A 22,515-nucleotide genomic window follows, 5' to 3' on the forward strand; every position below is an offset into this window, starting at 1 on the left:
AAAACCGAAGGCCAGCAAGCCGCCACCGACGTCAAAGACCGCGCCACCGACGCCAAAACCAACGTCCAAAACACGTGAGCGGCCAGGACTTGGTTCCAACGCCGACCCGCAACCCGGCGGGGCAGCGCACGGACCCGGACCAGCAGTTCACCAGCGGCGAAAGCCAAAACCTCGGCAGAGTTCTCCGGCGGCTTCAAGCACTGGGTACTTGAGCAAGGAACGGGGCCGCGACGGCCGCAGCGCCGAACTTCACCTCACCCCGGAAGGACGTGCCGCCCTTTCCGCCGCTGAAAGCCTCATCGGAAAAGGAACCGGAAATGAACCATCCGATGAGAACCTCTTCCGCCAACAACTGGAACAACACATCCGTCACCTAAGAAACACCGAACCAGGCTCTGGCATGCACGGGGCACGGGAACGACGGACACGAACGATTGCACGGCCCCGCCAGGGGCAGGAACAGCACATAACGCATTTCAACGAATCAGGAGCAACCACATGACGACAGAAAACCGCATCACCGAACCCAAAACGAATGTTCAAAAGGCAGCCCAGGCGGTGGGAGCAGTCTTCCTTCTCGTCGGCGTCCTCGGCTTCATTCCCGGCATCACCAGCAATTACGAAGCACTCTCCTTCGCCGGCCACGACTCTGAAGCGCTCCTGCTGGGCATCTTCCAGGTCTCGATCCTGCACAACATCGTCCACCTGCTCTTCGGCGTCGCCGGGATCCTGATGTCGCGCACCAACACCCAGTCCCGAAACTACCTGCTCTACGGCGGCGTCATCTACCTGGTCCTGTGGCTGTACGGCCTCATCATCGGCCATGACACTCCCGCCAACTTCGTCCCGGTCAACACCGCTGACAACTGGCTGCACTTCGTCCTTGGCATCGGCATGATCGCCCTGGCCGTCCTGCTTTCCCGCAACACACGCACCGCCGGGACAGCCAGCCGGTAACCTCAAACCGCGGAAACAACACTCAGCTTTCGGACACCGTACTTAGACGCATAGTTTTACCGACACGCAAACGAGGCTGGTGCTACCTGAATTCGGGTAGCACCAGCCTCTTTGCGCGTCGAGGGCAGTACGCGTTCCCCGACTGCTGTGGCGGCAACTTCACACTCGTCGGCACTTGGATTTTTGTCCATGTATGCAGACTTCCGGTGCCCGGAGGTCTGCATATCTGGACAAAAACTCGCGGCGGTGGGGGAGCGAAGGGGGTTGAACCGGCCAGGCGGCGAAGGGGAGCCGCGGGGCGGAGGTGCGTACCGTCGTACTCCTTGTCCTCTCAGTGGACAAAACGGTTTTGCAACTTTCCCTGTGACCCTTGACACCCGTGTCCCGCGCATCCTAATCTAAGTGCCAAGTCGTTTTGGCAAAACGATTTTGCACCCCAAGTCATTCTCACCACTTCCGTTCGAGAGAAAGTGAGTCGACAGCGATGTCCACTCGTACATTCATCAGTAGGCTCGCCATCGGCGGCATCTGCACCGCCGCCGCACTGGCCGCCTCCGCGTGCGGCGCAGGGGGCCCGGCCAACACGTCAGGAAGCGCGGGCACCAACACCGTCAACGTCCTGGTCGAAGCCGGCGGCCATGCCGTGCTTACCGGCGTCGCCGAACAGTGCAAGCAGGACGCCGGCGTCAACGTCAACTTCGTCGAACTGCCCTACGACGGCATGTTCAACCGGCTCTCCAGCGAATTCTCCTCCGGCAACGTCTCCTTCGACGTCGCCGCCCTGGACTCCGTCTGGCTGCCCAGCTTCAAGGACGCCGTCCAGCCCATCGACGAGATCTTCACCGAGGAAGCAAAGAAGGACATCTTCCCGGCCCTGGTCAAGGAAGCCAACGTGGACGGGCACTTCATCGGCCTGCCCGCCTGGACCAACGCCGAAATCATCCTTTACCGCAAGGACCTGTTCGAGGACACCAAGAACAAGGCCGATTTCCAGGCCAAGTACGGCTACGAGCTCGCCGCCCCCACCACCTGGAAGCAGTACCAGGACATCTCCGAGTTCTTCACCAGGGACGGCATGTACGGCACGGACGTCAAAGGCGGAGTGGAAACCGAATGGCTGGCCCACGTCCTGCAGGCCGGCTCGCCCATGGTCCTGGACGGCGACAAGGTGGTCATCGACAATGCCGCCCATAAGGAAGCCCTGGACTTCTACGTCGGCCTCGCCAAGTCCGCCCCCTCCGGCGCAGCGCAGGTGGACTGGGCCGCAGCGCAAAACCTGTTCAACCAGGGCAAGACGGCCATGACCCGCTTCTGGGCCCACGCCTACCGGCAGATCCCCGCGGACTCCCCGGTGGCCGGCGAGGTGGGCACCGCCCCGATGATCGCAGGTTCCGCCGGCATCGGCGGCGTCCCCGGCCCCTGGTACCTGACCGTTCCCAAGGCCACCAAGAACACCGAGGCTGCCAAGAAGTTCGTCCAGTGCGCCTACGACCACAACGAGAAGGGCATCGAATCCAACCTCGGCCTGGCCTCCCGCATCTCCGCGTTCGAGAAGTACCAGGACAAGGAAGGCTACGAGAGCTTCGGCCCCCTGATCGAGACCCTCAACGGCCCCGCCACCGCCACCCGCCCGGCCACCGAAAAGTGGCAGCAGATTGTGGACACCGTCCTGGTGCCCATGCTGCAGAAGGCCGTGGCCGGCGGTGACTCCGCCGCCCTCCTCGCCGACGCCAAGAAGCAGATCGAGGACCTCCTCAAGTAAGACCCCCGCGGCCGGCACCTGACCAACCGGTGCCGGCCGCGGCCCCAACCAGCGGAAGAGAAAACCGTGCGCATCTCCGATCGCCGCTTCGCCCTGTACCTGATGGCCCCGGCGGCGCTGTTCCTGGCAGTCTTCGTGGCCTTCCCGCTGTTCCGCCTGATCACGGACAGCTTCTTCAAAATCTCCCCGATCGCTGGCGGCCCCCGCGACTTCGTCGGCCTGGACAACTACATCAACGCCTTCGCCTCCGAGGCCTTCACCGGCGCCGGCTGGCGGACCCTGGCCTACACCTTGATAGTTGTCACGCTCGAGTTCGCACTCGGTCTGGGCATGGCCCTGCTGTTCACCATGCTCGGCCGCAGCTCCCAGATCTGGCGGACCGTGTTCATGTACCCGCTGATGATCGCCCCGATCGTGGCGGGCCTGCTGTGGAAATTCCTGATGATCGACAACTTCGGCCTCATCGGAACCGTCCTGCACCAGGCGGGCATCCTGGACAACCCCAACCAGATCGGCTGGCTCTCCGACCCGGACATTGTGCTCTACTCGGTGGCCATCCCGGACATCTGGCTCACCACCTCATTCATGTGCCTGGTCCTCTTCGCCGGGCTGCAGAACATCCCCGGGGACCTCATCGAGGCGGCCCGGCTGGACGGCGCACGGGCACCCGCCCTGCTGTTCCGGATCATCCTTCCGCTGCTCCGCCCCGTCATCGCCGTCGCCCTGGTGGTCCGCGGCATCGACGCCGCCCGGGCATTCGACACCATCCTCATCCAGACCAACGGCGGCCCGCAGTCCGCCTCGGAAACCATGAGCCTGCTGATCTACCGCACCATGATCCGCTTCGGCGATCCCGGCCTGGCCAGCGCCATGGGCACCATCTACCTGCTGGCCATGCTCGCCGTCGCGTTCGTCGCGGTGGCCACCATCTGGCGGCCAGGAAAGGACAACTGATGCGCGTCGCCGAAAGAATCAAACACGACGGCGGGACCGCGGCCAAGGCGGCCAAGGCACCTTCCGCACCGGCCGCCGTCGTACCTCCCCGCAAGCGCCGCGGCGTCAACCGGGAAGGCCTGGAAGCCGGCCGCCGCAGTACCCGGACCCTGCTGTGGGTCCTCCTCGCAGCGGCCATGGTGCTGTACGGATTCCCGTTCCTGTACCTGCTGTTCACGTCCTTCAAGACGCCCATCGACACCATCGCGGTGCCGCCCACCATCCTTCCCCGGGAGTGGACGCTGGAGAACTACACCAGCGCGCTCGGCCGCAACGGAGTCCTGGCCTCCTTCATCAACAGCATCCAGACGGCCGTCATCAGCACCGTGCTGTCCCTGGTCCTGGCGGTCCCCGCCGCGTACGGGATCACCCGCTACAAAACCCTCAGCGGCAGGATCTTCATCATGGCCGCCCTGGTCACCCGCATGGTCCCGCCCGTGGCAATCGGTATTCCGCTGGCCTCAATGATGGGCTCCGTTGGCCTCTCGGACACGCCCATCGCCCTGTCCATCGCGCACACCACCATCTCGCTGCCGCTCTCCATCTGGCTGATGTCCAGCTTCTTCGAGGCGGTGCCGAAAGACCTGGAGGAAGCCGCCACCGTGGACGGCTGCAGCAGGCTAGGCGCACTCTGGCGCGTAGTGATCCCGGTGGTGTCCGGCGGCATCGCCGTCACCGCGATCTTCGCCTTCCTGGCCTCCTGGAACGAGTTCCTGTTCGCGCTCTTGATGACCGCGATCCGTTCCCAGACAACGCCCGTGGTGATCGCCAACTTCCAGACCCAGTTCGGCCTGGACTGGGGTTCCATGACGGCCCTGGCCGCCGTGTACTCCATCCCGGTCATCCTCCTGACCCTGCTCCTGCAACGCAAGATCGTGGCCGGCATGACGCTCGGCGCGGTCAAGGGCTGAACATTATGGGCAACAGGAACATCGGCATCAAGGACGTGGCCGTCGCCGCGGGCGTGTCCGTGACCACCGTCTCCCACGTCCTCAACGACGTTTCCTACGCCCGGGTCAGCCCCGAAACCCGGGACAAGGTGCGGACCGCCGCCGAGGAACTGGGCTACGGCCCCAACCGGCTGGCCCAGGCCCTGCGCACCCAGCGCACCGGGATGCTGGGGCTGGTGAGCGAGGACATCGCCACCACGCCGCACGCCGGCCGGATCATCCTCGGCGCTGACGAGGCCGCCAAGGCACGTGGCTACAACCTCATGATCATCAACACCTCCGGCTCCGCCAGCCTCCCATCCCGGCAGGCCGACGTCGAGGCCCTCCTGGAACGCCGGGTGGACGGCATCCTCTACGCCACCATGTACCACCGCACCGTGGAACTGCCGGCCAACCTCGCCACCGTGCCCTCTGTCCTGGTGGACTCCGTGTCCACCGCCGGGAACATCACCTCCGTGATCCCGGACGAGGAAGGCGGGGCACGCGCCGCCGTGGGCGCGCTGCTTGAAGCCGGCCACACCCGGATCGGGTTCCTCAACAACACCGACGACGTCCCCGCCACCCGCCAGCGGCTCCGGGCCTTCCGGGCCATGCTGGACGAAGCAGGGCTCGACGGCGGCGCGGCGCCTGTGGCGTCGGCGGTCTCCGAGGTGCACGGCGGCTATGAGGCGGCCTGCCGGATCCTCTCGCGTGCCGACCGGCCCACCGGACTGTTCTGCTACAACGACCGGATGGCGATGGGTGCCTACCGTGCCGCCGCCGAACTGGGACTGCGCATCCCCGGCGACCTGTCCGTCGTCGGCTTCGATGACCAGGAGCTGATCGCCGCCAACGCCAGCCCTGGCCTCACCACCGTGGCCCTGCCGCATTACGAAATGGGTGCCTGGGCAACCGAGCACCTGATTGACGCCGTGGAGGGGAAGACCGACCTTTCCCTCATGGCACTCCACCCGACCATCCTGGGCTGCCCCCTGGTGCGCCGCGATTCCGTCGCGGCTCCCCAAGGCTGAACCCAGTCACTTTAACGTCCCCCAGAGGAAACGCCACCCATGTCCAGCAGCCTTGACGCCGCTCTCCCGGAAACAGCCCACGCCGAGACCACCAGGTTCCGGCCCGCCATCCACTTCACGGCACAGGACACCTGGCTGAACGACCCCAACGGCCTGGTGTACTACGGCGGCCTCTACCACCTGTTCTTCCAGACCAACCCGTACGGCAGCGTGTGGGGCAACATGTCCTGGGGCCACGCCACCTCCACCGACCTGCTGCACTGGACGGAACATCCCGTTGCCATCGCCTGCGATGATTCGGAGGAAATCTTCTCCGGCAGCGTGGTGGTGGACTACGGCAACACCTCCGGTTTCGGCACGGCGGACGAGCCCGCCCTGGTGGCCATCTACACCAGTGCCTACAAGGATGCGTCCGAGCACCGTGGCACGCAGGCCCAGTCACTGGCCTACAGTACGGACGCCGGCATGACCTGGCGGAAGTACCACGGCAACCCCGTCCTCACCCGGAACTCAGCGCACTTCCGTGACCCCAAGGTCTTCCGCTATGAAGGGGATTCCGGCGCCTGCTGGATCATGGTCGCCGTCGAGGCGCAGCACCAGAAGGTTGTCTTCTACCGTTCGGCCGACCTCAAGTCCTGGGAATTTCTAAGCGATTTCGGTCCGGCCAACGCCGACGCGGGGGAGTGGGAGTGCCCGGACCTGTTTCCGCTGCCGGTGGACGGGGACCCGGACAACCTCAGGTGGGTGCTGATCGTCAACGTCAATCCCGGTGCCGTGGCCGGCGGTTCCGGCGGGCAGTACTTCGTGGGGCAGTTCGACGGCGTCCGGTTCGTTCCCGACGCCGGCTCGCTTGCGGCGCCGGCGGGGGTGAGGGCCCTTGGTGACTCTGCTTCTGCCGAGTCGGCTCTGCAGGAATGCCTATGGCTGGACTGGGGACGCGACTGCTACGCCTCGGTATCCTTCAGCAACGTCCCGGACGGCCGTCGGATCATCATCGGCTGGATGAACAACTGGGACTACGCCAACCACCTGCCCACCGCGCCCTGGCGGTCCTCCATGACCCTCGCCCGGGGGGTGCGCCTTACGGCGGTGGACGGTAGCACCCGCCTGGTCCAGCAACCGGTCCTGGCCGGACTAGGTTCAGCCGGCGATGCGGCTGTGGCCCCTGAGCTGCTGCGCACGGGCGCGTTTGAGCTGCAGGATTCCGAGCTCCGGTTGCCGGACACGGTACCTGGCAGCGCCCAGGTGATCGAGGCAGACATCCTGCCAGAAAGCGCCGAATCCGTGGCGTTCCACCTGTCCGCTAATGCTGACAGTAGCTCGGCGACCATGCTGGGCTACGACGCCGCGGCCGGCCGGCTCGTCCTGGACCGCCGGCTGTCAGGTGACACCGCCTTCCACGAAAAGTTCTCCTCTGCGGAGTCAGCCCCGCTGGTCCTGGACGGCGGGGCACTCAAGCTGCGCATCGTCGTCGACCATTGCTCGGTGGAAGTGTTCGCTCAGGACGGAAAGCTGGTCCTGACCGACCTCGTCTTTCCGCACGAGGGACAGGTGCGGAACCGGCTGGTGGTCGGGGGAGGGCGGGCCATCATCCGCTCCCTGACTGTCACGGCGCTGAACTAGAAGCACCCAACGAGTACAGAGAAAGGTCTCGAAATGCCAGCAGTTGAGCACACCGCGGAGCCCACTCAGGGCTTTGACGTGGTGGTTGTGGGGGAAGCCCTGATGGACATCGTCGTCTCGTCCGCCGGCACCGTGGAACACCCGGGCGGATCACCCGCCAACGTTGCGTACGGGCTCGGACGGCTGGGCGTGGCCACCGGCTTGCTGACCTCGATCGGCGACGACCTCCATGCCGCGTCCATCGAAAGGCAGCTGGGCAGTGCCGGCGTCGAACTTTTGCCTGGGTCCGCTCGCCCAGGGCGAACCGCAACCGCGACGGCGACCCTGGCCTCTGATGGGTCGGCGCAGTATGACTTCGACATCCGCTGGGACCTCCCGCGGGTTGCGCCGGCCACGCTGCCCAAAATCCTGCACACCGGCTCGATCGCCACGTTCCTTGCCCCGGGAGCCGCGGTGGTCCGGGAATTGCTCGAGCAATCGCATCAGCGCTGCATGGTCACCTACGATCCCAACATCCGTCCCGCGCTGCTCGGCAGCCAGGAAGAGGCCGTAGCGATTTTCGAGGAGCTTGTGCCGTTCACGGAGGTGGTCAAACTCAGTGACGAGGATGCATGCTGGCTCTACCCGCGGCTCAGCCTTGATGAGGTCTCGCAACGGGTGCTCGGGCTCGGGGCGGAACTCGTCGCCGTCACTCGGGGAGGGGAGGGGTCGCTGCTGACAACCCGGGCCGCGCAGGTGGCGGTTCCCGCGGTGCCGTCTGCCGTCGTCGACACCATTGGGGCCGGCGACTCATATATGTCCGCCCTAATTTACGGACTCCTGATGCGCGGCGCGGACGGGCTGGCGCCGTCGGTGCTGGAATCTCTGGGCCGGATGGCTGCAAAGGCAGCGGCCATAACCGTCCGCCGCGCCGGCGCCCAGCCGCCGTCGTTGGAAGAACTGCGGGACGACCTGGCCGAACACCTGCCCGTGGCCCCGTAAATTCTCGATGCGAAACTTCAAGATCAAGGAAAAAGCTATGCCAAGCACCAACCGCTACGACGTGACCGACTGGCCTGTCGGCAATCCGGCCAAGGACGTCGGGGAAGTCATCAACAGCATCATCGCGGACATCAAGGAACGGCAGAACGCCACCGACGTGAATGACGGCGGAAAGCCCGGCGCGGTGATCTACATCCCGCCGGGGGACTACCACCTCCGCACCCAGGTGCTGATAGACGTCAGCTTCCTTCGGATTGAGGGCTCGGGGCACGGGTTCACGTCGTCGAGCATCCGGTTCAACGTCCCCGAAGACGAATGGCCGGACCTGCATGAACTGTGGCCCGGAGGGAGCCGCATTATCGTGGACCTGCCCGCCGGGGCCGAAGAGGCCCAGGGAGCTGCCTTCTATGTCGAGCGGAGCGGAAGCCCGCGGATCAGCTCCGTGGAGTTCGCCAACTTTTGCATCGACGGGCTGCACTTCGTCGCGGATGGCTCCGGCCTGCCCGCCGAGAACACCTACGTGAACGGCAAGACCGGCATCTATGTGGCCAGCGCCAACGACTCTTTCCGGGTCACCGACATGGGATTCATCTACTTGGAGAACGCCCTCACCATCCACAAAGCGGACGCGCTGTCCATCCACCACAACTTCATCGCCGAATGCGGAAGCTGCATCGAGCTGCGCGGCTGGGGGCAGGCATCAAAGATCACCGACAACCTGGTGGGTGCCGGGTTCAAGGGGCATTCGATCTACGCCGAGAACCATGGCGGGCTCCTGGTCACCGCGAACAACGTCTTTCCCCGCGGTTCCAGCAGCGTCCGCTTCAAAGGCGTCACCCGGTCCAGCGTCACCAACAACCGGCTGCATTCGTTCTACCCCGGCATGGTGCTGCTCGAGGACAGCAGTTCCGAAAACCTCGTGGCCACCAACCACTTCCTCCGTGACCATGAGCCGTGGACGCCGTTCCTGGGCATCGACAACGGACGGGACGATCTCACCGGGCTCCTCAGCATCAGCGGCAGCAACAACTCAGTGATCGGCAACCACTTCTCCGAAGTCATCGACGCCCAGAGCATCCGGCCGGCGGGTGCTGCCCCCGTCGTCGTCCGGCTGGAGTCGGGAGTCAACAACTTCGTCTCCAACAACCACGTGGTGGCGTTGGACGTCGACTCCAAGACGAGTGACTCCTGCTTCGAGTCCCAGGTGGACGCCCTGCTGGCCACCGGAGCCTCGGACGGCCTCACCGTCACGGCCGTGCTGGTCGATTCCGAATCGGCCCGGAACACGATCCTCGATTCCGGAACTGACGCCCAGGTTGTCGCCGACAGGGCCGTCAACGCGATTCGGGCCACACCCACGGTAGGTTTCTAGGAGACACAAAGGACGTGGGAGACAGATGAGCACCAAGAACATCGGCATCAAGGACGTGGCACAGGCGGCCGGGGTGTCGGTGACCACTGTCTCCCACGTGCTTAATGACGTTGCCTATGCCCGCGTCAGCCCCGAAACGAAAGAAAAGGTCCGTGCCGCCGCCGAACAGCTCGGCTACGGACCCAACCGCCTGGCGCAGGCCTTGCGGACGCAGCGCACCGGGATGCTGGGGCTGCTCAGTGAGGACATCGCCACCACCCCGCACGCCGGCCGGATCATCCTGGGCGCCGACGAGGCCGCCAGGCGCCGCGGCTACAACCTGATGATCATCAACACGTCAGCCTCGGCCAGCCTGGATTCACGGACGGCAGACGTCCAGGCCCTGCTCGAGCGGAGGGTGGACGGCATCCTCTACGCCACCATGTACCACCGCAATGTGGAACTTCCGGCGAACCTGGGCAGCATCCCGTCGGTCCTGGTGGACTCCGTATCCACCGGGAAAAATATCACCGCGGTGGTCCCTGACGAGGAAGGCGGCGCCCGGACCGCCGTCACTGCCCTCCTGGACGCCGGCCACACCCGGATCGGTTTCCTGAACAACACCGACGATGTCCCGGCAACCCGCCTGCGCCTTCAGGGCTTCCGGGCAACGCTGGCGGCAGCAGGGCTCGACGGCGGCGCGGCACCTGTCGAGGCTGAGGCCTCTGAGGTGCAGGGCGGCTATGAGGCGGCCCTGCGGATGCTGAACCGTGCTGACAGGCCCACGGCCTTGTTCTGCTACAACGACCGGATGGCGATGGGCGCCTACCGCGCAGCCGCCGTGCTGGGGCTGAGCATCCCGGACGACCTGTCCATTGTGGGGTTCGATGACCAGCAACTCATCGCCGCCAACCTCCACCCCGGGCTCACCACCGTCGCCCTCCCGCACTACGAGATGGGCGCCTGGGCAACGGAGCAACTTATCGACGCCATCGAAGGCAAGACGGATCTCGCCCAGACGGCGGCCAAGCCGACCATCCTGGAATGCCCGCTGGTGTCACGCAATTCGGTGGCAGAGCCTGCCGAAACTCCCGCCGGTTGAACCGGCCGGAACACTTGGCGGGCCTGTCGAAACCCTTGAACATCAAAGTGGCCAGCGGCGCCTACGCACCAAACTCATCCTCACCCGGAGCCAGGCAGCCGGTCCTGCCGTTGCTGCCGGGCGAGTTGGGTTGCCTGGCGCCTTCAAGTTGAAGCTCAAAAGTAATGCTCGCGTGACCAATCGATAAGTACCCTTGGCTACGCTGTCTGGATGGTAGTCACAGGGAACTGGGCATGGCTGCGCTAAGCGTTTTTACGCTTGGAACATTTCGCTGTAATCCACTGCGAAGTGCTTTCGTGTGGCTCCTTTTGGCCCTCCTCCTGGCCGGAGCTGCCTCCTACACCCAAGGCAGCCGGTATGCCCTCCTTCCCAGTCACGGACAGGTGCAGGCAGCAGACGAGCAGATCTCCGAGGAGCTGCCTTCGACGGCGGCCACTGCAGCCAGTCCGGTTGATGCCTCTGCTTCCGCATGGCCTACGCCCGTCGTCGTGCACGCTCCAGGCCTGATCAATGATCCTGAGGAATCGGACAAGGATTGCTGCGAACGGCGCCATGCTCCCCGGAGTGAACCGGCACCTGTCCGGACAGGCGCCGTGGAACCGCCATCCTTGACCACACCACAGGCCGACAACAGTTTGCTGTCCAGTGTGGCACCTCCGGAGCCGGATCTGCCGGTGCTTTCGGTAGTCCAGCTTTCGATCAGCAGGACATAAAAACGGCACGCGTTTCCATCTCCGCGAACCGCCGTTTAAGGAAAGAAAACTCAATGACACCTGTACAGTCCATGATGGACGCGCGCCGAGCTCTTCACCTCCCTGAGCTGAGGAAGGAGACCTGGACATGACGCAACCACAGGCATCCCGGGTAGCCCGCCGTGCGCGCCAGAGGGAACAGCTCAGAAGCTGGAGGGACGGCAGACCGCCGGCAGACCCGGAACTGCGGCGGATGCTGACCTCACACATACATTGCTGCGAGGAAATGCAACTGGTCATCCTCCCAGGGGAACAAGGCTCAGCAAAGCGCGAGTGCAACCTGCTGACCTACCGGTGTTCTTGTGGGTTCAGCTTTGATCAGGAGCGGGACTGACGAATTCCCATGGCATTGTCAGATGAAGAGCGCAGACGCCTTGAAAAGCTCGAACAGGAGCTAGCGTCCAGCGATCCGGATCTTTACCGGACGTTACAGTTCGGTGCACCTGGAAATAAGCGCAGGGAGGCTGCCACTACGCTCTGGGGAGCCTTGGCACTGATCGGCGCCTTCACGCTCGTCATCGTGGGAATTGCCACGGAACTTGTCATCGTCGGCGCCTTCGGATTCCTGCTGATGGTCGCCGCCGCGAACTGGTTGCTCAGGGGCTATGGCCCCCAAGACGGGCACAAGGGCAAACCATAGCCTCAGACCACGCGTCCGCCATCGGTCCGGCGGCACCTATAGGGCACTGATGCGCTTGATGAACTCGTCCGCCTGCGCCAGGTTGCGGGCCATTTTGGCCCGCTGTTCTATCGCCTTCTCAAGGTACTGGGCAAGCTTCCCCGGCCCATGTCCGGATGCCTGTCCATCCCTGAGAATGGCGAGAATGTCCGCCATCTCCTCCAAGGAGAAGCCCAGCGGCTTCATCTGCTTGATGACCATGAGCCGTTCGAAGTCTTCTTCCGAATAGACGCGGAACCCGCCGCCGGTTCGCGCTGTCGCGGGGAGCAGGCCTACCTCGTCGTAGTGGCGGATGGTCCGCAGGGACAGGCCCGTCCGTTCTGCCAGTTCACCGATGTGCATGGTCGTGCTGCCGGTTTTGGCCGTCACCAGAGACCTCCGTTCCTTGTCCGGGCTTAAACTCTACCATCACGTTAGGGTAGAGTCTTGGCTGAGCGGTGAGCTCTCCAAGCGTAGTTCCCCTCCTTCCGGCGCATCGCCGCGCCCCTTCATTCTTCGAAAAAGCGAAGGCGCTGCCGTGTCTTCCTGACCATGAACGGAGCCAGCGATGGCCGTCAACACCGCGGGCGACGCCCCGTCCCACACACCCGAACAGCTGCAGTCAGTCCGGGAAACCCTGAAGTCCCCGCGCCGCCTGAAAACTGAAGTCCTCGCCGGCCTCGTGGTAGCCCTGGCCCTGATTCCGGAAGCCATCGCATTCTCGATCATCGCCGGCGTCGATCCGAGGCTTGGACTGTTCGCCTCCTTCACGATGGCATTGACCATCGCCTTCGTCGGTGGCCGCCCCGCCATGATCTCCGCGGCCACCGGGGCCATCGCCCTGGTGATTGCCCCGCTGGTGAGGTCCCACGGTGTGGACTACTTCATCGCCGCCGTCATCCTCGCCGGCATCTTCCAGATCATCCTGGGCCTGGCCGGGGTCGCAAAGCTGATGCGCTTCATCCCGCGCTCTGTGATGGTCGGCTTCGTTAACGCACTGGCCATCCTGATCTTTATGTCGCAGGTCCCGGAACTGCTCAACGTGCCGTGGCTGGTTTACCCACTCGTGGCGCTGGGCCTGGTGATCGTGTTCGGCCTGCCCAAGCTCACCAAGGCGGTACCCGCGCCACTGATCGCGATCGTGGTCCTGACCGTGATCACGGTCTTGGCCGCCATCTCCGTTCCAACTGTGGGGGACAAGGGCGAACTGCCTGACTCGCTGCCGTCACTGTTTATCCCGAACGTGCCCTTCACGCTGGACACCCTGCAGGTCATCTTCCCGTTCGCCCTGGCCATGGCGTTCGTTGGGCTGCTCGAATCCCTGATGACCGCCAAACTCGTGGACGACGTGACCGACACCCGCTCCCACAAGACCCGCGAAGCATGGGGCCAGGGCGTGGCGAACATCGTGACCGGCTTCACCGGCGGCATGGGCGGCTGTGCCATGATCGGCCAGACCATGATCAACGTCAAGGCCTCCGGGGCCCGCACCCGGATCTCCACCTTCCTCGCCGGTGTCTTCCTCCTGATCCTGGTTGTTGCCCTCGGCGGCGTGGTCTCGGTGATCCCAATGGCTGCCCTGGTCGCGGTGATGATCTTCGTTTCCTGGGCCACGTTCGATTGGCACAGCGTCCATCCCCGGACCCTGAAGATGATGCCCAAGAGCGAAACCATCGTCATGGCGGCCACCGTCATCGTCACCGTCGCCACCCACAACCTGGCCATCGGCGTCGGCGTCGGCGTCCTCGTGGCCATGGTCCTGTTCGCCCGCCGCGTGGCCCACCTCGTCACCGTCGAACGGACAGTCACCAGTGTTGAGGGCCACGAGACCGCCACCTACGTGGTGAACGGCGAACTGTTCTTCGCCTCCTCCAACGACCTCTACACCCAGTTCGAGTACGCCCTGGACCCGGACCACATAGTCATCGACATGCACGCCTCGCACCTGTGGGATGCCTCCACCATCGCAGCCCTGGATGCGATCACCGAGAAGTATCACCATCACGGCAAAGACGTGAAAATCATCGGCCTCAACGACGCCAGCACAGCCATGTGCGAACGTCTCGGAGGGAAACTCCGAGCCGGACACTAGCAAAGGCACGCGTACGACGGCGGCGCGCGCCGCCGTCGTGCCCTCCGAGCACTGTAGCGACGCGCAGATCCGCTGGTAAGGGCACCGACGACGTCCCGGCAACCCGCCTGCGCCTCAAGAGCTTCCGGAGTGCCCGCTGGTGCCCGCATTCGCTGGTTGAGCCCTGACGAAACCCCTGATGGTTGAGCCTGCGGATTCCCCCTCCGGCTGAGCCTGCCGACACCCGCGGGACTGAAATCCGACGCGCAAATTCGCTGACGTAACCCACATGACGGGCGCGCCAGTGAAATTGCGCATTGTAAGGCCTTTTCCGGGCCAGGGCGCCCGGGCCAGGCGCCGACCTCCTAGTCTCCGGGAACCCCTGACCCCTATTCTTTTCCCCCTAATCTTCCAAGCCTCTTATAAACCCGGAACAAGAGGGCTAAGGTCCTAGCACCGCAGTTCGTGCGGCATTCAGGTTTGGAGGCCAAAGATGACTCTCAATCCAGAATCGCTGCTGTCCTAGCGGAGGCTGCAATCCCAGCCCACTGCCCGCGTAATCGCCCACCCTGTGGACAACATCCTCCTAAAGCAAAGTCAGGACACCAGCATGTGGACCAAGCAGCACAAAACTTTCTGTAACACCTGTGGCAGGACAACCAATCACTTCACGCACTACATCAAGGATGACGCGGGGCACGCGATGATTCCCGATGTGCACTGCGCTGAGCATCCAGCCGCTGTGCTGAACGCGCAATCGCCGGACTCGGCCGTGCCATCGAACGAGTGTTCCCGAGAAACGTATATAGAAGCTAGTTGACCGCTAGCTCAATCGGCGTCAGGACCGTGCTGCGGCGCTCACCGCTTCGCGAACTAAAGCGGCAGCATAGCCAAAGGCATAACCTGTCGCAGTTGGATGGAAGCTGGCAGCACTGCCGTCGAGCACGAACCAGGATTTTGGCGAGCCGATGCCGTGCCCCTCGAATTCGTCGGTGACATCCACATAGACAGTCCCGGAGACCTGCTTGGCCGCCTTCCCGATGACCTTGTTCAAGGTATCGGTGCCGTTGTTGAACACGGTGGCGGCTTCATCCGTAATGACTGTGGTGCCTTCGAATTCGGGTGAGAACAGATGCGGATACCCCAGCGCGATGATGGTGGCTTCCGGTGCCTTGGCACGGACTGCTGAGTAGGCATTGACCAGGGCGGCCAGGACCTGGGTCTCGGCAACTGCTTCGGCGTTCCGTACAGCCGTGATGCAGAGGTCCAAGGAACTGGGGTGCAGGCACGATCTGAGCAGGCCCGCAAAGTCGACGTCGTTGCCGCCGGCGGTGATGGTGACCAGGTCCGTTTCGTCATCCAGCACCCCGGCGTTCGATGCAATCTGTACCTGGAAGGGCACCATGGCGGCACTCCAGCCGGCGCAGGCGGCCTTACCTGTGAGATCGACCCCTGGTAAGTAGTCCAGAATGTCGGGATAACCCGGCGAGGCCTGGAAGCACAACACCGGATCATCCAGGTCCAGGTAGAGCTGGGAAGGCGCGGCCTCTCCCGCACCTATGCCTGCGCTGTAGGAATCCCCGAAGGCTACATAATCCAAGTGCCCGGAGCTGTGTGCCGCCGCAGGTGCGGCCAAAAAGCCGGCGAGCAGTCCGGTGATGGCAAAGGCCAGGGCCCCCAAGCGGCCGGTAATCCTCAGCGATTGCTTTCTCATGTCTCTCCTTAGGTGAGGCGTCCGCCGACGGGGTTAACCGCCGATGGATTGCATGCCGTCCGCGGGCATCAGCTCGGCCGGAGGCTCTGCCGCTGCGCCGGCCATCGCTCCGGCAGGCATGCCCAGGGTTGCCGGGCGTTGCTGGCCATTGGTTGCCGGGTCTGCGTCCATGGCGCCCGCCGGCATCTCTTCCGATGGGGGAGCGGCGCCGTTCGTGGCCATTTCTGCGTCTGCCGCGGCGGTCATCGCCATGGCGCCGGAAGCACCGGTTGCGTCCACGGTCAGGAACGGCCGGTTCTGCCACCTGTGCCAGAGGGCATTGTCCGTGCCGCGGACGAAGGTCTCCAGGCGGCCGTCGGCGTTGCTGGCCACCGTGATGTTGGAGGTGAGAATGCCGCCCAGGGAGTGCCAGCCGGACCAGCCGCTGTTCGGTGCCGTCTGCCACATGTGCCACAGGGCGTTGTCCGTACCGCGGACGAACGCCTCCAGGCGGCCGCTCGCGTTCTTGCCCACAGCGATGTCCGAGGTGAGGATGCCGCCGAGCGAGTGCCAGCCGGACCAGCCGCTGTTCGGCGCCGTCTGCCACTTGTGCCACAGGGCGTTGTCCGTGCCGCGGACAAAGGCCTCAAGGCGGCCGTCGGCGTTGCCGGCCATGGTGATGTTGGAGGTGAGGATGCCGCCCAGCGAAACCCAGTTGGACCAGCCGCCCGGGGCTTGCCACTTGTGCCAGAGGGCGTTGTCCGTGCCGCGGACGAAGAGTTCCAGCCGCCCGTCGGCGTTCCGGCCCACCGCAATCTCGGAGGTGATCACACCGCCCAGGGAGTGCCAGCCGGACCAACCGCCGGTGGCCGGTGTTTGCCACCGGTGCCAGACCGCGCCGTCGGTGCCCCGGGCAAAGATTTCCAGCCGGCCGTCCGCATTGCGGCCTACCGCCGGGGGACCGGTGATGATGCCGCCGAGCGAGCTCCAGCCTGACCAGCTGCTGATCGACGGCGTCTGCCACTTGTGCCACAGGGCGTTGTCGGTGCCGCGGGCAAAGATTTCCAGCCGTCCGTCCGCGTTGCTGCCCACCGCGATCTCCGTGGTGATGATCCCGCCCAGGGAGTGCCAGCCGGCCCATCCGCTGTTCGGCGCGGTCTGCCACCGGTGCCACACGGCGCCGTCGGTGCCCCGGGCGAAGGCCTCCAGCCGGCCGTCCTTGTTCCGGCTCACGGAGGTGTCCGAGGTGATCACGCCGCCCAGGGAGCTCCAGCCGGACCATGGCTCCGGCGCTCGCGGATACAGTCCCCGGAACCCGTCGATGTCGTCCTGGGTGAGGACACGTTTGGTGAAGTTGGCAGACACGGTGGGTGCCATCACGGCGTTGGCGACGCTGGAGTGTGCGAGCCCCACGATATGCCCAAATTCGTGCAGCGCCACCGTTTCGATGTCGAAGGCGCTGGCCACGGCGCCCACGCTCCAGACGTGTTCGCTGTCGTCGAAGTGGACCGGCTTGGGCAGGGTATTGGTGACCACGCTGCAGCCCGGCGGGAAGTCGGCATGGGCCAGGACGCCGCCGACCATCGAGTGGTCCGGGTCCGCCGCGGGCCGCCATCCGATCCTGATGTCCGGGCTGGCGCTGAGGGTGACCTCCGTGAACGTCAGGCCGCCCACGTTCTGCCAGGTCTGGATGGCGCGCCGGACGGCATCGAAATCGGCGTTGCCCGCCACGTCGCCGGTGCCGGTGTCGAAGGCGTACGTCAGCGACCTGTCGGCCCAGGCACACGTGGTGGAGAAGGCAAGTTCGCCGTTCCTCATGTCCGGGAGCCCGCAGCGGGGCCGCATCATGGCTTCCCGCGTGGCGTCGTCGAACTCTCCTGTGACCGGCAGGTGGAAGAACTCCTGGAAGCTCCGCAGGGCTCCCGCCGTGGGGTCGTCCAGGAGGCCGAGTTCCGGGCTGGTGGCCGGGCCCAGGTAGCCAAACCGTTCGAGGTAGCTCTGGACCTTGCTGAAGCCGGTGCTCCGTTCGCCCGGGCCGGCGTTTGCCACGGCGGCGAGGTAAGGCGCCGAACTGTACTGCTCTTCAGTCATTGAACTCTCCTTGATCTTTTCGGATGCTGCGCAGGATCTGCAGGGCGGTGTCCTGCTGTGCGGTGGCGGGTTGATGGACGACGGCGGTGGCGCGCCCGGGGATTTTCACGGCAAGGGTGCGGACGCCATCCTCCTCAAACAGGACGAAGTCCGCGGTGTCGCCGCCCAGGGACTCCCGCCAATGCTCGTAGCCGGGCTTGTTTGCATAGCCGGTGAGGGGGTCGGCGAAGGCGCTGGCATCAACGGTCAGGCGCATGCCGGCGCCTTCGAGGACGGCGGTGCCGCCCTCGATGCCGCGCTCGGGCGAGGGTGCGAGCTGGTCCGGGACGTCAAGCGCCAGGCCCGCGATGCGGAAGGAAGTCCACGGCTGCCCCATTTCACCGTCCTTCTCTGCGAGGGACCACCGAAACGAGTTGACCAGACGCGCATTACTGCACCGTTACGGGGGTCCTGCTTTCAGCAGGGCCAACACCCGATGCGGGCGTGGCCTCAGGATCCCCACAAACGCGGTGGGTACAATCGACGCCTGAAGCACGCACACTGCTGAGCCGGAGGTACGGAGAAACAATGTCGGAATGGGTCGAAGTCGGCGCGAACAACTATGTGCTGGTGACCGAAGGGTCGTTGCTGAACACCGGACTGATCGTGGGATCCGAGCGGGCGATGGTGATCGACACCGGCTGCGGTCCCCGGCAGGGGCGGGAGATCCTGGAGGCGGTGCGGGAGAAGACCCGGCTGCCGCTCGTCGTCGTCAATACCCATGCCCACTACGACCACTTCTTCGGCAACGCCGTGTTCGCGGCGGCCGGCGCCACCGAATTCTGGGCGCACCAGAACTGCGCCGCCGAGATCGAGGACCGCGGGGACCTGCAGCGCCGCATGGTGGGCACACTGGAGCCGGAAATGTCCGCCGGTGAGGGCGAGAACGTGGACATTGTGGTTCCCAACGTTATCGTCAAGGACCAGCCGGTGCTGGTTGACCTGGGCGGGCTGACCGCCACCCTGTTCTACCTGGGCCGCGGCCACACCGACGGCGACCTGCTGATCGGTACGCCCACCACCCTGTTCGTTGGCGACCTGGTGGAGCAGGGCGCCCACCCGTCCTTCGAGGACTCGTACCCGGAGGAGTGGGCGGACGCGCTCCGGCACATTTCGGCGCTGCGCCACCGTTATGAGCACCTGATCCCCGGACACGGGAAGCCGTGCAGCGACCAGTTCGTCAAGACCATGGCGAACACCATGACCACCGCGGTCCGCCAGGCACGCCAATCCATCCGCGACACCCCGCACGACGCCACGAAGGCGATCCCGGTCCTGCCCTACGGCCCGGAGCAGTCGCGCTGGTTTATCAAACGGCTCCAGGAGACCCGCCGGGAAAGTTAGCCGGTTCCGACAGGCAGACCTTCACTGTTTGTAGTGGAGCCCGCACTACCTTTGTGGCGCGATTTAGGCGGCTCTGCCGCCGGCAGCCAGCAACGCGTCCAGTTCGGCTGACTGGTGTGCTTGGAAGGCCCTGTCCGCACTTGCCCTGGTGCTGGCCAGCACCGGGATGTCGAGCCTGGCGTCGCACCCCCGGCAACGGATCTCGTCCGTCCACACCCAACTGTAGGCAGGGTGCCCTTCGCGTACACGTTGCATCGCCGTTGTGATTGCTTCGGACTTTGCTGCAAATAGCGTCGCGTCCCCGTTGCTGAGGCTCATGCCGATTCCGATATCGATGCTCATTGTGCCTCCCCCGTTGTGCCGGATGGTGCTGCTGACAGTAGCGGCTGTTGGGCCGTGAAGGAACGAACCGCAGGTCACGGTTGCCTAACGCCGGGCCGGAGCCTCACCGGCACCAGCGCCCGGCGACCGCGGCGATCACGTTGGCGTTCCGGTTCGTTGAGACCCCGAGCATCTTGCTGACAGTCACAAGCACCGGGCCTGCGGACTCCGTCCCATGGTCGACGAGGGTGTGGAGGGCGCGACCGCGCACGAAGAGATGGATGTTTTCCGTCGAGGCGGCCTCCATACGCCGTGCCGTATCCGCTCCCGGCTGGAAGCGGAGAAGGTCCACGTAGCGGCGCGCGGCCTCTGGATGTTCGACGGCGAGGCTGGCGGCGTCTGCTGCAATTCCTGCAAGCTCGGTTGTCCCGTAGACGATGGTGGGAACTTCGAAGCCGCGGTCAGCGAGGAATGCAGCTTCCAGGGCCGCTTCTATTTTCGGCAGTGACCGCATGCCGGTGGTGAACCGGACGTTGCCGGTGTTGATGTAGGTTTCGACGTCGCGGAATCCTGCTGACTCAACCGCCCGCCGGATGTCTTCCTTGGGGAACTTGCGGTTGGCCCCGAGGTTGATGGCCCGGAGGAACGCGATGTACGTCGGCATACGCCAATTATTCAGGCTCTGGTTATCGGGGTGGCCTGCGGACAAGCTCATCCTCCGAAGCGTGGTACTGCTCTGGTATCCATTCTGACAGCGAGGAGACCTAAGGCAGCCAAACCGCCCGACACGATCTACCTCGCCAACAAATTTTCGGAACGCTGGCCGGAGCGCTCGCTTGCCCAGACGCGGCCGGACAGAATTCGTAGTCCCGCCGATTCACTCAAGATTGGGGCAATTATTCCCGTTGGTGGACTAAACCCTTCCTCCTAAGCCCATGGCTTCCTAAAGTTGTCCCTGCAGCTTGAACCAGGGGTCTGCCCCGAACTACTGACTTAAAGGGGGATGCATGAGCATAAGTGTTGGAGTTATGGCGGTCAAAGGATTCACCGAGGCTCCGTCGAGGGGCCCGCTTCCAGTCCCCACGCCACCCAAGAAACCCCTGACCAAACCGCTCCCGGTACAACGGGATCCGCGTTCGGCACGCCGTGAACACGAGGTACAGCGGGTCATCCGGGACCTGGCGGCCCTGGCAGCAGCTCATGGGAGTAGATGAGCATGACGTTGAAGCGCTTAACGACCCGGACCTGACTGCAGGGTCTAGCTCCTCGAGTCGCACGCTACATCCCGCGGCCTCGTCATCCAGAAGTACCGGCCGGCGGGCGGCCTGAGTATGGGGTAGTTGCCGCAACCTGGGCTGCAAGTAAGCGCTGCAGAAGAGTGCCGGAGGCAAGGGCAAGGGCGCGGGCAAAGGCGACGGCGGGCGCGTGCCGCCGTCGTACGCCTTGCCTTTGGTGCCACAGGGCAGCGGCTGCCTGCGGACAGGCCGTATGATGTGCCGGGCTACGGAAACGGGGGCAGCATGACCAAACGGGATTGGATCAAGTACGCAGCGCTGTTTGTGCTGGCGGTGGCCGCCTTCGGAGTGGCCGCGCTGGCGCTGATGAATCCGCGCGGCGCGGGGGAGTCCGCCCCTGTTGCTTCGATCCCGGCCGTGACGCCTGCGGCCACTGCCACTCCCACTGCAACTTCCTCCGCACCGGTCCGACAGCCGACGATTGAGCTGCCCGCCGAACCGGTGCTCCTGATTCTCGGCGATTCCTACACTGCCGGTGACGGTGCGGGCCGGCCTGACCAGGGGTGGGCGAACCTGGTGGCCCGGCAGTTGCGGTATCCCACCACCATCGACGGTGCGGGCGGCACCGGGTTTGCGTGGGGCGGCGGGGCGCAGGACGAGCTGGACGGCGAGTACGAGACCCGGCTGCGTCAGCTCGCCGCCGGTCCCGCCTTCGTCCCCAACGTCCTTATCCTGCAGGGCGGCCAGAACGATGCCCAAATTCAGGACGCCGACGAGGTCCGCACTGCCACGACCCAGACCATCGAGGCGGCCCGCCGGTTCTGGCCTGGCATCCAGGTGGTGGTGCTGGGGCCGTCGGCGCCGCAGCCTCTGTCGGAGGACCTGCGCACGGTGAACGCCGCCGTCCGAGCCGGTGCCGAGGCGGCCAACGCCCCCTTTATCGACGCCATCGAGGCCGGCTGGTTCACGGCCGGGAACAGTCCGGGCTTCGACTTCGACGGCGCCCACCCCAATGCCGCTGGCCACGCCCACATCGCGGAGAAGTTCCTGGAAGCCTGGGACGCGCTGGTGGGATAGCTGCAGGGGTCGTGAGCTAAACCGCCTGCTTATGCGGAGGGATTATTGTCGGGGCCGGCGGGACTATGGGCACGTCGTGTACCAGGCCCTGCCGTCCCGGCGTAAGGATCCGGTGCTGCAACGCACCGGCTGGGCCACTGCTGCGGCGTGGGGTTGTCCGGTACCTGGGTGTGGGTGCAGGACAGGGCGGCCCTGCAGCTCCCGTTGATCCTGGCCACCACGACGGCGGCGGAAGTCCTGATCGCTGCCGACGTGCAGGCTCCTCTGCCCGGACCGGAAGTGTGGAGTGCCGCGGCACTCGCCGGTGTCGCGGCCCGGGTGCTGCGGAAGCATCCGCTTCGCTTCCCGGAGTGGCAGCGCTGGTCGCTGCGCTGCCGTAACCGTTGCAGGCGGCAGTGGACTGCGCGGGACTCCTGCGTAAGGAAAGGGTACGACGGCGGAAGCGCGCCGCCGTCGTACGGTGAGCGGCTAGCAAGGGTCCGAGTTCGCCATGCGTCACTGCGAT

20 protein-coding genes are annotated in these 22,515 nt (G+C 65.0%); 14 read left to right on the top strand and 6 right to left on the bottom strand.

Translation table 11 applies throughout. From position 1 onward, the window contains the following. Positions 1-498: 498 nt before the first annotated feature. The 11 genes from FDW83_RS14805 to FDW83_RS14855 all read left to right on the top strand — a co-directional run bounded on the left by FDW83_RS14805 (position 499) and on the right by FDW83_RS14855 (position 12,121). Entirely contained in the window at positions 499-957 is a 459-nt protein-coding gene (locus tag FDW83_RS14805; RefSeq protein ID WP_138138849.1) for a DUF4383 domain-containing protein, read from the top strand. A gap of 484 nt (positions 958-1,441) precedes the next feature. Further along, positions 1,442-2,719 (top strand): sugar ABC transporter substrate-binding protein, encoded by a 1,278-nt coding sequence (locus FDW83_RS14810; protein WP_138138850.1) that lies wholly within the window; start codon positions 1,442-1,444, stop codon positions 2,717-2,719. A 66-nt stretch (positions 2,720-2,785) separates the two neighbouring features. Beyond that, complete coding sequence (locus FDW83_RS14815; RefSeq protein WP_138138851.1) at positions 2,786-3,673, top strand: carbohydrate ABC transporter permease; 888 nt, start codon at positions 2,786-2,788, stop codon at positions 3,671-3,673. Next, positions 3,673-4,623: a carbohydrate ABC transporter permease gene (locus tag FDW83_RS14820; protein WP_138138852.1), complete on the top strand. Its 951-nt coding sequence runs from the start codon at positions 3,673-3,675 to the stop codon at positions 4,621-4,623. The genes FDW83_RS14815 and FDW83_RS14820 overlap by 1 nt, the downstream gene beginning before the upstream one ends. Before the next feature lie 5 nt (positions 4,624-4,628). Next, positions 4,629-5,672 carry a LacI family DNA-binding transcriptional regulator gene (locus FDW83_RS14825; RefSeq protein WP_138138853.1) on the top strand — a complete coding sequence of 348 codons (1,044 nt, stop codon included), beginning with the start codon at positions 4,629-4,631 and terminating at the stop codon, positions 5,670-5,672. A 39-nt stretch (positions 5,673-5,711) separates the two neighbouring features. After that, on the top strand, positions 5,712-7,295 hold the full coding sequence (locus tag FDW83_RS14830; protein ID WP_138138854.1) for a glycoside hydrolase family 32 protein: 1,584 nt from the start codon (positions 5,712-5,714) through the stop codon (positions 7,293-7,295). A 33-nt stretch (positions 7,296-7,328) separates the two neighbouring features. Next, the gene (locus FDW83_RS14835) at positions 7,329-8,276 is read left to right on the top strand and encodes a carbohydrate kinase (RefSeq protein ID WP_138138855.1); all 948 of its coding nucleotides are present in this window, start codon (positions 7,329-7,331) and stop codon (positions 8,274-8,276) included. A gap of 37 nt (positions 8,277-8,313) precedes the next feature. Next, a complete protein-coding gene (locus FDW83_RS14840; protein ID WP_138138856.1) occupies positions 8,314-9,648 on the top strand; it encodes a NosD domain-containing protein in 1,335 nt (444 codons plus the stop codon). A 25-nt stretch (positions 9,649-9,673) separates the two neighbouring features. Further along, positions 9,674-10,729, top strand: coding sequence for a LacI family DNA-binding transcriptional regulator (locus tag FDW83_RS14845; protein WP_138138857.1), 1,056 nt, complete (start codon positions 9,674-9,676; stop codon positions 10,727-10,729). 296 nt (positions 10,730-11,025) lie between these two features. Next, complete coding sequence (locus tag FDW83_RS14850) at positions 11,026-11,442, top strand: hypothetical protein (RefSeq protein ID WP_138138858.1); 417 nt, start codon at positions 11,026-11,028, stop codon at positions 11,440-11,442. A gap of 382 nt (positions 11,443-11,824) precedes the next feature. Beyond that, the gene (locus FDW83_RS14855; protein WP_138138859.1) at positions 11,825-12,121 is read left to right on the top strand and encodes a DUF3040 domain-containing protein; all 297 of its coding nucleotides are present in this window, start codon (positions 11,825-11,827) and stop codon (positions 12,119-12,121) included. 36 nt (positions 12,122-12,157) lie between these two features. Here the strand turns inward: FDW83_RS14855 and FDW83_RS14860 are convergent, their stop codons facing one another. Further along, positions 12,158-12,529: a MerR family transcriptional regulator gene (locus FDW83_RS14860; protein ID WP_240720999.1), complete on the bottom strand. Its 372-nt coding sequence runs from the start codon at positions 12,527-12,529 to the stop codon at positions 12,158-12,160. A gap of 178 nt (positions 12,530-12,707) precedes the next feature. On the opposite strand from FDW83_RS14860, the gene FDW83_RS14865 reads away from it, so the two are divergent. Continuing rightward, complete coding sequence (locus FDW83_RS14865; RefSeq protein ID WP_138138860.1) at positions 12,708-14,231, top strand: SulP family inorganic anion transporter; 1,524 nt, start codon at positions 12,708-12,710, stop codon at positions 14,229-14,231. A gap of 817 nt (positions 14,232-15,048) precedes the next feature. On the opposite strand, the gene FDW83_RS14870 is transcribed toward FDW83_RS14865, so the two are convergent. The 3 genes from FDW83_RS14870 to FDW83_RS14880 are packed head-to-tail and all read right to left on the bottom strand — an operon-like array spanning position 15,049 to position 18,370. Further along, complete coding sequence (locus FDW83_RS14870; protein ID WP_138138861.1) at positions 15,049-15,924, bottom strand: SGNH/GDSL hydrolase family protein; 876 nt, start codon at positions 15,922-15,924, stop codon at positions 15,049-15,051. Between the two features lie 33 nt (positions 15,925-15,957). Further along, entirely contained in the window at positions 15,958-17,994 is a 2,037-nt protein-coding gene (locus tag FDW83_RS14875) for a matrixin family metalloprotease (protein WP_138138862.1), read from the bottom strand. Continuing rightward, positions 17,987-18,370 carry a hypothetical protein gene (locus FDW83_RS14880; RefSeq protein ID WP_138138863.1) on the bottom strand — a complete coding sequence of 128 codons (384 nt, stop codon included), beginning with the start codon at positions 18,368-18,370 and terminating at the stop codon, positions 17,987-17,989. Before FDW83_RS14880 ends, FDW83_RS14875 begins: the two co-directional genes overlap by 8 nt. 191 nt (positions 18,371-18,561) lie before the next feature. Between FDW83_RS14880 and FDW83_RS14885 the strand changes: the two genes are divergently transcribed. Continuing rightward, a complete protein-coding gene (locus FDW83_RS14885; RefSeq protein ID WP_138138864.1) occupies positions 18,562-19,377 on the top strand; it encodes an MBL fold metallo-hydrolase in 816 nt (271 codons plus the stop codon). Positions 19,378-19,440: 63 nt separating this feature from the next. Here the strand turns inward: FDW83_RS14885 and FDW83_RS14890 are convergent, their stop codons facing one another. Both FDW83_RS14890 and FDW83_RS14895 read right to left on the bottom strand, forming a co-directional pair. Further along, positions 19,441-19,719 carry a hypothetical protein gene (locus FDW83_RS14890; protein WP_138138865.1) on the bottom strand — a complete coding sequence of 93 codons (279 nt, stop codon included), beginning with the start codon at positions 19,717-19,719 and terminating at the stop codon, positions 19,441-19,443. Between the two features lie 103 nt (positions 19,720-19,822). After that, the gene (locus tag FDW83_RS14895) at positions 19,823-20,362 is read right to left on the bottom strand and encodes a DUF1697 domain-containing protein (protein ID WP_138138866.1); all 540 of its coding nucleotides are present in this window, start codon (positions 20,360-20,362) and stop codon (positions 19,823-19,825) included. Between the two features lie 856 nt (positions 20,363-21,218). On the opposite strand from FDW83_RS14895, the gene FDW83_RS14900 reads away from it, so the two are divergent. Continuing rightward, positions 21,219-22,010 (top strand): SGNH/GDSL hydrolase family protein, encoded by a 792-nt coding sequence (locus tag FDW83_RS14900; RefSeq protein ID WP_138138867.1) that lies wholly within the window; start codon positions 21,219-21,221, stop codon positions 22,008-22,010. Positions 22,011-22,515: the final 505 nt, after the last annotated feature.

Source organism: Pseudarthrobacter sp. NamE2 (genome assembly GCF_005796205.1).
In the GTDB taxonomy this organism is placed as follows: domain Bacteria; phylum Actinomycetota; class Actinomycetes; order Actinomycetales; family Micrococcaceae; genus Arthrobacter.

What these genes read in the sequence shown, in the direction of transcription:
- FDW83_RS14840 (WP_138138856.1), top strand. Translation starts at nt 8,314, where the DNA reads ATGCCAAGCACCAACCGCTACGACGTGACCGACTGGCCTGTCGGCAAT.
- FDW83_RS14900 (WP_138138867.1), top strand. Translation starts at nt 21,219, where the DNA reads ATGACCAAACGGGATTGGATCAAGTACGCAGCGCTGTTTGTGCTGGCG.
- FDW83_RS14880 (WP_138138863.1), bottom strand. Translation starts at nt 18,370, where the DNA reads ATGGGGCAGCCGTGGACTTCCTTCCGCATCGCGGGCCTGGCGCTTGAC.
- FDW83_RS14885 (WP_138138864.1), top strand. Translation starts at nt 18,562, where the DNA reads ATGTCGGAATGGGTCGAAGTCGGCGCGAACAACTATGTGCTGGTGACC.
- FDW83_RS14845 (WP_138138857.1), top strand. Translation starts at nt 9,674, where the DNA reads ATGAGCACCAAGAACATCGGCATCAAGGACGTGGCACAGGCGGCCGGG.
- FDW83_RS14820 (WP_138138852.1), top strand. Translation starts at nt 3,673, where the DNA reads ATGCGCGTCGCCGAAAGAATCAAACACGACGGCGGGACCGCGGCCAAG.
- FDW83_RS14895 (WP_138138866.1), bottom strand. Translation starts at nt 20,362, where the DNA reads ATGCCGACGTACATCGCGTTCCTCCGGGCCATCAACCTCGGGGCCAAC.
- FDW83_RS14865 (WP_138138860.1), top strand. Translation starts at nt 12,708, where the DNA reads ATGGCCGTCAACACCGCGGGCGACGCCCCGTCCCACACACCCGAACAG.
- FDW83_RS14870 (WP_138138861.1), bottom strand. Translation starts at nt 15,924, where the DNA reads ATGAGAAAGCAATCGCTGAGGATTACCGGCCGCTTGGGGGCCCTGGCC.
- FDW83_RS14810 (WP_138138850.1), top strand. Translation starts at nt 1,442, where the DNA reads ATGTCCACTCGTACATTCATCAGTAGGCTCGCCATCGGCGGCATCTGC.
- FDW83_RS14875 (WP_138138862.1), bottom strand. Translation starts at nt 17,994, where the DNA reads ATGACTGAAGAGCAGTACAGTTCGGCGCCTTACCTCGCCGCCGTGGCA.
- FDW83_RS14830 (WP_138138854.1), top strand. Translation starts at nt 5,712, where the DNA reads ATGTCCAGCAGCCTTGACGCCGCTCTCCCGGAAACAGCCCACGCCGAG.
- FDW83_RS14805 (WP_138138849.1), top strand. Translation starts at nt 499, where the DNA reads ATGACGACAGAAAACCGCATCACCGAACCCAAAACGAATGTTCAAAAG.
- FDW83_RS14825 (WP_138138853.1), top strand. Translation starts at nt 4,629, where the DNA reads ATGGGCAACAGGAACATCGGCATCAAGGACGTGGCCGTCGCCGCGGGC.
- FDW83_RS14855 (WP_138138859.1), top strand. Translation starts at nt 11,825, where the DNA reads ATGGCATTGTCAGATGAAGAGCGCAGACGCCTTGAAAAGCTCGAACAG.
- FDW83_RS14890 (WP_138138865.1), bottom strand. Translation starts at nt 19,719, where the DNA reads ATGAGCATCGATATCGGAATCGGCATGAGCCTCAGCAACGGGGACGCG.
- FDW83_RS14835 (WP_138138855.1), top strand. Translation starts at nt 7,329, where the DNA reads ATGCCAGCAGTTGAGCACACCGCGGAGCCCACTCAGGGCTTTGACGTG.